This is a genomic window from Planococcus soli (genome assembly GCF_016881065.1).
GTDB classification, from domain to species: domain Bacteria; phylum Bacillota; class Bacilli; order Bacillales_A; family Planococcaceae; genus Planococcus; species Planococcus soli.
This window is the reverse complement of sequence record NZ_WXYN01000004.1, coordinates 158,351-170,526: the sequence shown is the minus strand read 5'-3', so window position 1 is coordinate 170,526 and position 12,176 is coordinate 158,351. Positions and strand designations below refer to the sequence as shown.

At 45.5% G+C, this 12,176-nt stretch carries 12 protein-coding genes and 1 pseudogene; 4 read left to right on the top strand and 9 right to left on the bottom strand.

Annotation, left to right across the window (positions count from 1 at the left end; all coding sequences use genetic code 11):
- Window positions 1–54 precede the first annotated feature (54 nt).
- Window positions 55–309, bottom strand: a complete 255-nt coding sequence (locus tag GJB59_RS01830) for a hypothetical protein (RefSeq protein ID WP_142828585.1) — start codon at window positions 307–309, stop codon at window positions 55–57.
- Between the two features lie 23 nt (window positions 310–332).
- On the bottom strand, window positions 333–1,229 hold the full coding sequence (locus GJB59_RS01825) for an acyl-ACP desaturase (protein ID WP_142828584.1): 897 nt from the start codon (window positions 1,227–1,229) through the stop codon (window positions 333–335).
- 208 nt (window positions 1,230–1,437) lie between these two features.
- Here GJB59_RS01825 and GJB59_RS01820 point away from each other — a divergent pair, with 208 nt between their 5' ends.
- Both GJB59_RS01820 and GJB59_RS01815 read left to right on the top strand, forming a co-directional pair.
- Window positions 1,438–2,001, top strand: coding sequence for a GNAT family N-acetyltransferase (locus tag GJB59_RS01820; RefSeq protein ID WP_142828658.1), 564 nt, complete (start codon window positions 1,438–1,440; stop codon window positions 1,999–2,001).
- A 57-nt stretch (window positions 2,002–2,058) separates the two neighbouring features.
- Window positions 2,059–2,343, top strand: a pseudogene (locus tag GJB59_RS01815) (cyanophycinase); the annotation flags it as partial.
- 451 nt (window positions 2,344–2,794) lie between these two features.
- On the opposite strand, the gene desB reads toward GJB59_RS01815, so the two are convergent.
- A complete protein-coding gene (gene desB, locus GJB59_RS01810) occupies window positions 2,795–3,880 on the bottom strand; it encodes a Delta(10) desaturase DesB (protein ID WP_142828583.1) in 1,086 nt (361 codons plus the stop codon).
- A gap of 462 nt (window positions 3,881–4,342) precedes the next feature.
- Here desB and GJB59_RS01805 point away from each other — a divergent pair, with 462 nt between their 5' ends.
- A complete protein-coding gene (locus GJB59_RS01805) occupies window positions 4,343–4,594 on the top strand; it encodes a hypothetical protein (protein ID WP_142828582.1) in 252 nt (83 codons plus the stop codon).
- A gap of 168 nt (window positions 4,595–4,762) precedes the next feature.
- Here GJB59_RS01805 and GJB59_RS01800 read toward each other — a convergent pair whose 3' ends face one another.
- Complete coding sequence (locus GJB59_RS01800; RefSeq protein ID WP_142828581.1) at window positions 4,763–5,836, bottom strand: aldo/keto reductase; 1,074 nt, start codon at window positions 5,834–5,836, stop codon at window positions 4,763–4,765.
- A gap of 393 nt (window positions 5,837–6,229) precedes the next feature.
- Here GJB59_RS01800 and abc-f point away from each other — a divergent pair, with 393 nt between their 5' ends.
- The gene (abc-f, locus tag GJB59_RS01795) at window positions 6,230–7,864 is read left to right on the top strand and encodes a ribosomal protection-like ABC-F family protein (RefSeq protein ID WP_142828580.1); all 1,635 of its coding nucleotides are present in this window, start codon (window positions 6,230–6,232) and stop codon (window positions 7,862–7,864) included.
- Window positions 7,865–7,980: 116 nt separating this feature from the next.
- Here abc-f and GJB59_RS01790 read toward each other — a convergent pair whose 3' ends face one another.
- Genes GJB59_RS01790 through GJB59_RS01770 form a run of 5 tightly spaced genes read right to left on the bottom strand, consistent with a single transcriptional unit; the run spans window position 7,981 to window position 12,137 of the window.
- Window positions 7,981–9,204: an ABC transporter permease gene (locus tag GJB59_RS01790; protein ID WP_142828579.1), complete on the bottom strand. Its 1,224-nt coding sequence runs from the start codon at window positions 9,202–9,204 to the stop codon at window positions 7,981–7,983.
- Window positions 9,197–10,129, bottom strand: coding sequence for an ABC transporter ATP-binding protein (locus GJB59_RS01785; RefSeq protein ID WP_142828578.1), 933 nt, complete (start codon window positions 10,127–10,129; stop codon window positions 9,197–9,199). The genes GJB59_RS01790 and GJB59_RS01785 overlap by 8 nt, the downstream gene beginning before the upstream one ends.
- 31 nt (window positions 10,130–10,160) lie before the next feature.
- Window positions 10,161–11,006, bottom strand: a complete 846-nt coding sequence (locus tag GJB59_RS01780) for an ABC transporter ATP-binding protein (RefSeq protein ID WP_142828577.1) — start codon at window positions 11,004–11,006, stop codon at window positions 10,161–10,163.
- 3 nt (window positions 11,007–11,009) lie between these two features.
- On the bottom strand, window positions 11,010–11,399 hold the full coding sequence (locus tag GJB59_RS01775) for a GntR family transcriptional regulator (protein WP_315898428.1): 390 nt from the start codon (window positions 11,397–11,399) through the stop codon (window positions 11,010–11,012).
- Between the two features lie 15 nt (window positions 11,400–11,414).
- On the bottom strand, window positions 11,415–12,137 hold the full coding sequence (locus tag GJB59_RS01770; protein WP_142828575.1) for a hypothetical protein: 723 nt from the start codon (window positions 12,135–12,137) through the stop codon (window positions 11,415–11,417).
- Window positions 12,138–12,176: the final 39 nt, after the last annotated feature.

Here is a 12,176-nt window from a genome sequence, read left to right as displayed (position 1 = left end):
TCAATTTATTGCTCATATGCTTTCAACTTAGGCTCAATAACTATAGTTGAGTAATTAATTTTCGATTTCAAGAATAGCTTCGATTTCTTCTTGGATCTCTTTATTCACCAAAAGAGAACGTTTTTTTCTCAATTCAAGATCCATTTCTTTGTCAATGAACTTATTCGTATGTTTGTCAAAACAATTAAAACAAATAGAGTAAAAGTCTTTTTTCTCATTCTCTAAAAAATTAAATTCCCATGTTTCAATTTCCAAATAACTTACTTTATCTTTCGTTTCTTTTCCACATAATTCACAAGTTGTTTTCATTATAAAAGAACCCTTTCATCCATCTACCTTTTATTTTTTTCTAGCTGGCGATCTTTAATTCTTTTTAGTCGCCCGTGATATTTCATTATATTTGCTTGTGATTGTTTGGCCTCTTCGCTAGTAGGTTGCAAGTTGTCAATATCCCAGTATTTAATAACTACATCTAATACTTGGTCAAAGTATTGCAGGGGTCCATAATTCGTATCTATTGCAATGGTTTTCATTCTCTCGTTAAAGTCCGGCATAACGGCACCTGGCATAGAGAAATTAATAATTACTTTCTCAAAAAAAACAATGAAATTCGGATCAAGTTCAAGATGGGCTTTCACCGTGTCACGATAGAATGCATAATGAAGTGCTTCGTCTTTCGCTACACGTCGAAGCAATGTTGCTAAATCTTTGTCGTGAAGACCCGCTACCTTAGCTACATTATTATAAAAAACCAGTGTAGCTAACTCTTGCAAAGTAGTATAAGCCATGGTTGCTAGAGGATTAGTGAAATCTGGAAACCAGCCACTTTCAACTACTCTTTTTCTTAATTGATGCAATCTTACGGGATCTACGTTTCGTGTCACCAATAAATACGTTTCCAGTAAGTTAGAGTGCTGGTCTTCTTCAGCCGTCCAAGTGCGTACGAAATCATTTATTACTTCCATTGAATTTTTAAATGTATAATCCAAATGCGAAGTATACCAAGGTAAATTTACTTCTGTAAGTAATGCTGTTTCTACTGCAATAATTACACCTTCCGGAAGAGTTACTTGACTCTTATCCCAAGGAACTCGTTTAAAGGACATGGCCTTATCCCATGGTATAAATTCGTGATAGCTCCAGTCAATATTTGCAGAGCGTTCCTTATGTAATTGATATAATTCTTTAAGTCGCGGTTCTAAGCGTATATCCAAATCTGAATTTAACATTATCTTTTCTCCTTTAGGTGTTTTTCTAACTTTAAACCATTTGAACTTTTTTAACAATTATAATGGTGATATTCTGGCTGGCTTACTAATTTAACTAAAGATGTGATTAAGAAAGGGTAAACTTCAATTAACGGACCCTTTTTGAACGATTGCTGCCTCGCTTGAGCGGTAAAGGGAAATTAAATGGAATGAAGGGCGTGTGAGTGGAATGGTCGATCTAGGTGATAAACCCCTATTAGCAGGAGAGAAAGTTATTCTTAGACCGTTTAAGAATGAAGATTTTTCTTTTATCGAGGAATGTTTAAAGGACCCGGAAGTATTAAAATTGACGGGAAGTAGTTCGGATTTTAATCGGGAAGCAACGCTCCATTGGTACAATACAAGAAATAAACAAACTGATCGCTTGGATCTTGCGATTGTTGACCAATCCAAGGGCTTCTTAGTAGGAGAAGTCGTAATCAATGCATACGATGAAAAAAATCATAGCATGAATTTCAGAATTCTCATTGGACCGAGAGGACGCAATCAAGGATTAGGAACGGAAGCGACTCGACTCATCATTGATTATTTATTTAACAATACAACACTCGATCAATTAACTTTAAGTGTTTTCGACTTTAATCCGAGGGCAAGGTATGTTTACGAAAAGGTTGGCTTTGTGCAATCGAGCATTGATAAAAACGATTGGGAGTTCGAAGGCAACTGGATTGACTCGATTAATATGAAGTTAACACGAGAGAATTGGCTCAACAGACGAAAAAATGGGCATTGAACAAAAAGGGGCAACGCAGTAAATTACTGTTGTTTATAATTTGTTACGGAGGTATTTATGAACACTCACTACTATTTAGGTTGGTTTAACGATTTTTTTCCTGAGCGTCTGAGTGAAGTGTTGCGGGAAGATATAACAGATAGAAAATCGCTCATTATGATTAGCTCGAATCCATTAGATGACGAAGTAGATGGTGCAGCTGAGCGCTCGTGGCTTGATCATGCTGGCATCTTATTTGATGACTATCATTTAATCAATTATGGCGTTCAAAAAGATGATGCTCACACCTTGATTCAAAACGCTTCCGTCATTTTCTTACTGGGTGGCGATACAATTAAACAAAAGGTTTGAATTTCCATTAGCATAAACTTATCTTTGCAATCGAAAAAAACGCACCATCCCTAGAACTGTTTCCATCCCAGAATTGATGCGTTTTCTTCATCCGTTACTATATTAAACTTTTAATACCCTATTCTTCTTCCAAAACGATCAGGTCGTAGCTTCTGATGGTCGCGTCTGTTTTAAAGGCGACGGAGACATCGACCTGCTCGCTGTCCAGCGATCGCTGCGTCAGCCCTAGCTTATTTGGGAATGCATAAAAATCCGATTATACTAAGATATTTACTAAAGTGGTTATTCATATTTAGAGCTCCACGTCCCGATTTCAGAAGACACTGCCAGGTTCAGCTGGCGCCGCAATGGCAATCAGCCCGTTATTTTCAAAAAAGAATCACAAAAGGGCTGTCACCAAAAATCATTTTCAATGACGTTTTGGAACAGCCCCTTTAAAATTTTAAGCTTGTTTTATTCCCTCTCTACTACCGCTGCCATTCATCGGCCGCGGCTTAATCGCTTCTGGATTCAGACCATTCCCGAGCGATCCATAGGCCAAACCTGCCTGAGGATCGATTAAGTCTTTCCCATTGTAGTAGACTCTGGGAGTTTTCCATAATGCTTTTAAAGCACTCGACATTGGCATCTCGTGATAGCGATTTGGCCAGTTATCCTTTATATGTTCTTTGACTAAAGGATAATACTTCGAGCTCATACTCGGAAAGATGTGATGCTCGGTGTGATAAGAAAAGTTAAAATGCAATACGTCAACCCACCGCGGAACCGTCACCGATAAGGTATTGGCCAGTGGATCATTTACCGGAACGAGTGGATTCAACCGGTGATTAGTCGAAATGTATCCCATGACAATTGCATTCGCAATTAAATGTGGGATCAAAAATATAAACAGCCAGTTTGTTATTCCCACAAAGAAAATCAGCCCTATCCAGGAAACCCACGGCAATAAAAACTGGAACCAGACGGCCTTGCGTTTTTCAGGCTGAAACTCCTTAATGTAAGCGAAAAATATTTTAGTCGAGTGCAGTGTGAATGTAAAACACAAAGCGAAAAACTCCAGAGATGCACGGACTGAAAACGGCAATCGGTAGATCAGTTTCAGCGCAGGCTTTTTGTCTAAGTCTTCTTTTGACAACCACGTATCGGGATCTTTCTCTTCATGCTGCGTATGAACATGGTGGGTCACGTTATGCCATTTGCGCCATAGCAGCGGCCCTGTTAATAGAGGAAAAAAGAAAACAGCTCCTAAAAAATTGCGCAATCCGGCTCCTTTCACTACGGTTCCGTGTAGGATTTCATGCCCTAGGAATCCCATTGCGGCAAAACTCGCTCCGATTACAAATGAGATAGCGATGTTCGCAAGAAAGGGTAAATCATATACGCTAATCGCCAACATTCCTGCGATTGTAATCAGTAGATAGGCGAGTCCGCCAAGCAAACGGCCCGGAACCCGGTTAAATGCTTTTTTGGGCAGATGCGGTGATACTTTAGATGCGTACCAGCCAAATGAGTGAAACTCTTTGTTCATGTTATTTCCTCCAATTAATATACAATTACTTTTTTTCTAACGATCAAATACGCTCAAAAACTGGGACAGTGGGGTTTAAATAGATAATCACACTTGCAGACGTCTTGTATATGTTCAAGGGGACAGCCTTTTATGTACGATTAGATGTTCAAGATCTTATAAAAGTTTTAAACGCCGCTTTCAGCGCTTTTAATTTGCAGCCTCCTAAATTCCTCTTCTAAAGCCACAAGCACTGGTTGCAAGAATTCCACTATGCTCTACTGTATAGGTTAACTCTATAAATTCATAATATTTATATGATCTTTTCTTTATTTATTTATCTTTTTTCTCAGTAAACCGAATATAATCAGCCGTTTTTAGAGGTTGAAGTTTAATGAGTAAGGGTAGAAGAGAAATACAAGCACCCATAGAAGAAAATAGAATCATTCAAGAAATTATAGCTAGACTTAAGGAGGAAACAGAATGGAACAGAAATTAGCAGCCACTAATGATGTACTGTTTTTCGCTTTTAAGTATGCATTAGGCAGCAGCTCAGATGCCTCGGTACTGGTCATTGGCACCATCAAAGAAAATATCAGGAGTATAAAAGAGTTCGACTTGAGAACATATATCCGTGAAATATACGAGTGCAGAAATTCAGGCATGATTACAGATGAAGCGACTTGGCTTGATTTTGCAGATTATCTTCAGGACGAATTGAGGAGCAGGGAGTAACAAAAGGTTTGGCTTGATTGTATTAAGAGTAAATCAGTAAGCTGCTTAGTTGGATTAGTGATTTTCCGCTGTAGTTTTTCTTTCTTCAGAACAAGCCTTAAAAAGACAAAAACGCACCCATCCCAGAGCCACCTAAGGCTCAGGATGGGTGCCTTTTCTCAATCTTTTTTATTCCTCTATCCCCATCGACTTCTTATACCCTTCCAAATACGTCTTCTCAGACGGACTGCTCATGTCAAACGAGCTCATGGCGCGGTGCCAGTTTGGATAAATCGGCACTGGGCGCGCAGTGGATTCGATCAGGTCGTGCTCATCTTGCGTCAGCTTGATCTCAAACGAAGCGATGTTTTCCTTGAGCTGCTCTTCGTTGCGGGCTGCGATGACGATCGGTCCGACGTTCGGACGGTCACGGACCCATGCATATGCAATCTGCGGAACAGACGCGTTATGGTTGGCTGCGACCTCTTCCAAAGCATCAATCACCTGGTACAACCGCTCCTGATCCTGCACCCATGGCTCCGGCCATCCGGCGCCTTGACGTGTGTTCTCTGGCGCCTGTTTATTGCGCCCAATCTTGCCGTTCAAGAGCCCTTCGCCTAGGGGACTCCAAATCATCGAACCGATGCCGAGCTCGCTGCCTGCCGGAAGCAGTTCGTATTCCGCTTCCCGCGCTTCTGGCGTGTAGTAGATTTGCTGGGTGATCGGCGGGATGTTGCCGGATTGCTCCGCGACTGTAAACGTTCTGGCCAAAGCCCAGCCGCTGTAGTTTGAAACACCCCAATGGCGGATCTTGCCGGACTTCACGAGGCTGGTCATCGTTTCCACTGTTTCCTCGACCGGCGTCTGTCCGTCCCATAAGTGGACAAAGTAGACGTCCAGATAATCCGTGCCAAGTCGCTCGAGCGACCCTTCGATGGACGTCAGGATGTTGCTCCGTGAAGCTCCTCTAGCGTTAGGGTTGGTTTCGTCGATGTGGAAGCCGGTTTTTGATGTCAGCAACAGTTCGTCGCGCCGTCCTTTAATGGCTGCGCCTAAAACGCGCTCCGCATCCCCTTTTGAATACAGATTAGCGGTATCGAACATATTGATGCCAGCTTCCAGCGACATGTCGACCATCCGGCGCGCCAGCTTTTCATCGATGTTGCCCGCTGCTTCAAAACCGTTTGTTCCACTGAAAGGGACTGTCCCGAGTATATACTTCGGAACACGCAAGCCCGAGTTTCCTAAATAGATATATTCCATAATTGCCTCCTCGTGTAGATGCATTGTTTTTTATATTGGACAATACTTGGTTACCCTTTGGCTGCAAGAGCAAAACGGAGGCTTTCCTATTTTTTGAAAACCTACTCCTAAAGTCTTCGTGTTTTCTGCTGTAAACGGTTTCCATCCTATGCTATACTGGCCTTATCAAACGACAGAAAGGCTGATGGGTGGACGATGCGCAACTAATCTTGTTTTAGCGGCTGAAATTTAGAATTTCAACTCACGCAAAATAGGATTAGTCTGCCCACATCTTGATAACTGTCGAGCCATTGCACATTGATGGCTTGTTTCGATCGGGCACCATACGGCTAATCCTTCCAAATTTATTTGGGAGGATTTTTTAGTTCTCCCAGAACCGAAGGGAATGATTGGATGAAAGAACTATTGAAATTGCAGGATGTCCGCTTTGAATTGATGGGCACGGTAATTTTCGAAGAGGTCAACGCGAGCATTCAGCAAGGCGAAATCATCGGTATCATCGGCAAAAACGGAGCCGGCAAGTCAACCTTGCTTCGGCTGATTGCTGGTGAATTGGAGCCAGCAGCAGGCGACATCCACTGGCTCCGACCGAACATCGACACCGTATTTGTGGAACAGGAAACGGAAACGCACTCGTTCAACGAAGTCACGGCTTCCGAAAGCGCGCTGCTGAAAAAATGGCACGTGCCGGAACATGACTTCCCGCTTCTCAGCGGAGGGGAAAAACTGAAAGCCCGGCTTTCTGCTGGTTTGTCCCGGAATGCCCAACTGCTGTTGCTGGACGAGCCGACCAACCATCTGGACAGCGACAGCATCGAGCTCTTGCTGGCGCAAATCCGCAAGTATCCGGGCACCATCATTCTGGTGTCGCATAACCGCCACTTTCTGGATGCGGTTGCAACGAAAATCTGGTCGCTCGAAAACCATAAACTGATCGAGCACAGCGGCAATTACACCAGCTATATGGATGCGCGGCAGCAGAAACGATTGACCCAGCAGCGCGAATACGACAAGCAGCAAAAGATGGTGGAGCGCATCGAATCGCAGATGGACGTGCTCACTTCCTGGTCGCATAAAGCCCATGACGAATCGACCACGCAGGATGGCTATAAAGAACATTACCGGATGAAAGCCAAACGCATGGACAAGCAGGTCAAATCCAAGCAAAAGCGGCTGGAAAAAGAGTTGGACAAGATCCACGCGGAAGCGCCCGAGCCTGAATACGAAGTCAGCTTCTCGATGAACGCCACGCATAAAACCGGCAAGCATTTTCTCGAAGTGAGAGATCTGTCGAAAGCGTTCGGCGGCAAACTGCTGTTTAAAAAAGTGAATTTTGTTATTTTGCACGGGGAGAAAGTCGCCATCGAAGGCGCAAACGGCAGCGGCAAGACGACCTTATTGAAAATCCTGCTCAGGCAGGAACCTGCGGAGGGCAGTGTCTGGATGTCCCCTTCTGCGAGCATCGGCTACTTGACGCAGGAAGTGTTTGACTTGCCGCTCGAGAAAACGCCGGGTGAGCTGTTTTACAAAGAGACGTTTATAGCGCGCGGAAAAGTTCAGAACTTGATGAAGCATCTCGGCTTTACGGCCGCGCAGTGGAAAGAACCGATCGGCGCCATGAGCATGGGTGAACGCATCAAGTGCAAGCTGATGGTCTATATTCTGGAGGAACGGGACGCGCTGATTCTGGACGAGCCGACCAACCACCTCGACTTGCCGTCGCGCAAGCAGCTCGAGGAGACGCTTGCGCAGTATACAGGCACGATGCTGGTCGTCTCCCATGACCAGGCTTTCCGGGAAAAAACGACCACCAGCAAACTGGTCATTGCAGATCACCGCATCGAGAAACAACTCGACGCACCCCCTCCGGAACGTGACGAAACTGAGGAATTGCTGATGCGGCTTGAAACCGAACGGCAGGAAGTGTTAGGGAAATTGAGCTTCATGACCGTAAAAGACAAGGATTATGCAGCGCTTGATCAGCGGTTTGGTGAACTGACGCAGGAGATTAACAGACTGAAATCCTGAACAACAGTAACTGAATGAAAGCCGGGTCAAAGATAGACAGTTTCATATGCATACGAAAAGGGCCGCTCCTGCAAATCTTAGGAGCGGCCCTTTTTCAAATGGAAGTATTTATATTTCTAGGCGCGGATCCATTTCCAGATTTCGCCCGGTGTTGCATTTTTGCCGTACATCAAAATACCGATCTTGAATATTTTCCCGGCCAGCTTCATGAAGACCCAGACACTGACAATGAGGATGGCCAGCCCGATAATGATTTCAATCCACGGCCACTCTTCCAGCAGTGACAACCGCAAGATCAGGATCGCTGGCGAAGTGAACGGAATATACGAGCCGACTTGTGCCCAGATGCCGCTTGGGTCATTGAACACAGGTCCCACGAAGATCAGCGCTGCAAACGGCAGCATCATGATCATCCCTTGGAAGTTTCCAGCAGTCGAAATGTCTGCCATTGTGGCCCCGATGCCGACGAAAAGAGCGGCAAACAATAAGTAGCCCAATACTGCGATTACCAACATCAACGCCAGTTCCGGCACGAATAAATACTCAAGTATCGGCACATCGATTTTCCAGACAAGAACCGGCAGCACCAGCACGATAAAGACGAGCACTTGAATGATGCCGAGCACAAAATAGCCGATAATCTTACCTTGCATCAGCTCACCCGGAGTCAGCGAAGACAAAATAATTTCAGCGATTTTGTCTTTTTTCTCTTGAGACGCACTTTGGAAGATCGCCATGCCGGTGAAAACGATCGACAGCAAGACGGCTGCCGCAAATATTCCCGGTACGATACGTTCCAGGAAGGCGTCATCCATTCCTGCTTCAGTTTCTGCAGATGCGTTGGCCGAAGCTTCTTCAAACACAACACCTTGGGTAATGACGCTTGCTTCTTCAGGCGTCAATCCAAGTTCTTCGATTTGCATCGCCTGCAAAGGAGCGCCCAATAGCTGCACTTCATTCATGAAAAGGGGACTGATTTCCTCGCTTTGGTAAACCGGCAGGACGCCTCCGTCGAATGCCCGCTCATCGATAAAGACATACGCACTGTTCGCTTCGGATTCGAGTGCCCCTGCAGCTTCCTCTTCCGAAATATCGGTCGGCTGCAGTTCCCATTCAGCTCCGGCTTGCTGGACTGTCGCTTCCAGATTTTCATAGACGCCCAGCTGGTCGTTGACGAATACCGTTGTAGACACGGCGTCCTCATCCGAGTTATTGAACAGGTCGGGAATGAGGTAAAATGCCAGAAACAGAATAGGCGATATAAACAAACCGATCAGGAATGTTTTGTTTTTCATATTCCGTTTGATTTCCCATTTGGCGACTTTCTTCGTATTACGCATCCAAATTCTCCTCTCTCTTCAAGAGATTTTTATCTGTTGCGATGTCGATGAAGATTTCATGCAAGGAAATCCGGTCGATGGATAATTCCTGGACATCCAGCTGCGTGGGCAAATTTTTCAGCCATGTGGCCGGCTGCACGTCTTTAGACAAATACAGCACCGCCGTTTCTTCTTTTTGCTCGACACGCTCGACTTCAGGCAGGCTTTCCAATAAACTCCGCTCATTCACGCCGTGGATGGTGCATTTGAAATTGGCGTATTGCTTTTTCACGTCATCCAGCGGTCCGTAAATCACTTTTGTGCCGCGGTGGATCAGAAACAGCCGATCGGCCATTTCTTCGACCAGGTTCATTTGGTGAGACGACAGCAAAATTGCCGTGCCGTTTTGCGCCAAGCCACGGATTTCGTTTTTGAACAATTCCTGGCTGACGGGGTCTAAGCCGGAAAAAGGTTCATCAAGGATCAAGAGTTCCGGTTCGTGAAGAATAGCGGCGATAAACTGGACTTTCTGCCCCATGCCTTTTGACAGTTCTTCCACCGATACTTTGTCTTTCCCTTCCAAGTCGAATTTCTTCAACAGCTCCAGCGCCCGTTCTTTTGCGCGGTCCAGCGGGTAGTCTTTCAGTTCCGCCAAATACAGCAGGATGTCCATGACTTTGACGTTTTTGTACAAGCCGCGTTCTTCCGGCAAATAGCCGATTTTGTTGCGCGGAATGTCCTTTTTCCCTTTGTCCCGGAACGTGATGGTCCCTTCATCGGGATACATGATGCCCATGATGTTGCGGATGGTGGTGGATTTCCCGGCTCCGTTTGGTCCGAGCAGCGCCATGATTTCGCCTTTTTTCACTTCAAATGAAATATTCGATACAATCCTTTTGTCTTTAAAGGACTTCCCTAAATTTTCTACAGTCAGCATCGTCTCCACTTGCTTTCATCCTTTCTTGTTCAAGATTGGGTTACTTGAGTAACAGATCGATAATTTCTTCTAAATCCAGTGCGGCATGATCGATTACCGTTATGTTTTGGACCGCGAAATAATGTTCAGTCGCAGCTGGATCTCCAGATATGATTTGCTGGCGGTCTCGCGACATTTCTCCGGGTACTGAGCCATCAGGCAGCCTATCGAGCCAGTAGCGACGGTAGCTTTCCAGCAGCGCTTCTTTTTCGTAATGGCCAATCGCCTTGCCGTCCCTCATGACGAAGATGTAGTCCGCCAGTTTCCGCAAATCGTCTGTCTGGTGGCTAGTGATGATGACGGCCCGTTCTTTAGCGTCCATCCAGTCGATCAGCAAATCCATGAAATGCCGTTTGGACGGAATGTCCAGAAACGCCGTCGGCTCATCAAGAATCAGCACTTCTGTATTTCGCGGCAAGGCCAAAGCCAAGCTCAACTTTTGCTGCATGCCTTGCGACAGTTTGCCGAACCGTTTGTCCAGCGGAATATCAAACAGCCCAACCATCCGCTCGAACAGGGCTTCATCCCACTCTCCATATAAAGAAGAAATCATTTCTTTCAGCGTCGTACCGGTATAAGCATCCCACCCGATGATTTTCTGAGGGTGAAAGGCGAGCTTCTGTTTCCAGCTTTCGTCCTTGCCCGCTGCGGTTTCGCCAAAAACTTCGATCGTTCCCGCATCGGCATTCGCCAAGTTCATGACCAGTTTCAGCAAGGTGCTTTTTCCTGAGCCATTGTTGCCGACCAATGCAGTAATTGTCCCCGGCTCGATTGCCAAACTGATCGGCCCCAGCTGAAAATCGTCCAGGCTTTTTTGCAGCCCGTTTATTTCTATCCATGAAGGCATCGCTTATTCTCCTTTCTTGCGCTTTTCCAGAATTGCATGGAAAATTGCTGTCATTTCTTCATCGCTGTAGTCGTAGCTTCGGGCAGTCTCGATGGCCCGTTCAAAGCTTTCAGAAACCGAAGCCGTTTTCACTTCCTGCTTCAATACATCTTTTATTTCCGCGACGTAGGTGCCTTTGCCGTGTGCCGTTTCGATAAAGCCTTGTGCTTCGAGGTCCTGATAGGCTCGGCGTATCGTGATGACGCTGATTTCAAGGTCTTTTGACAGGGCCCGGATGGAAGGCAGCGGCGTTCCGGCAGTGAGATGGCCGCCTGCAATCAATGCCTTCAACTGTTTTTCAATCTGATGGTAAATGGGTTCACGCGATTCTTTGGATAAGCGTATCGGCAGCAAGACCAGGCCCTCCTTTCATAAATAATCCGCTTTTTCAATATCTTTTTTCATGACCCTTTGCCAGTAATTCCATCCTGCATAGATGGTCAACAGGGAAACACCGATGGACAGCATCGGCCAGTTTTGAGCCATTCCGATCGTCCAGTAAATCAGGCCTTCGTCTGCCAGCCACTGGAAAGCCGCGTAAAAAACGGCAACACCCAGCACCAGATAGATCATCGACTTGGCCAACAATTTTGTATCGAATGTTCCGCCTGCTTCACTTGCCGCCATGGCAAAGCCCAATGCAACCGAGACTGCCAGCCAAATGGCGACAAAAGCCGTGTAGCTCAACGGTGTGATCATTTCCCGAAAACTGGAAGACACAACCAGCAGCATGACGAGTAACATTAACTGATACGGGAAAGAATACACGCTGTGGATGATAAAGCGGCTTTTGACAATCACCGCTTTCGGAACCGGCAGCTGCTGGAGCATAATGACTGCCGGTACTGTCCATAAATCCCCGTCCATTTTCTGCATCTGGAATATTTTCGGTTTCATCCAGGCCGGAAACATGATGAACAGCAGCAAAAATAATAAATCAAACGCATAAAAGTTGTCTGCCAGGTAATTATCAAATGATGTTAGAAAAATAAAACCAACGATTGTGTAAAAAGCCAACATGAGCAATGAACGCTTTATTCTTGCCTTTAGTTCAAAACCAGCCAGCCAAGCCGCTTGTTTCCATGTGTGCATAGGTGATCACTCCTCTTCTACTGTTCCACTGTATATACT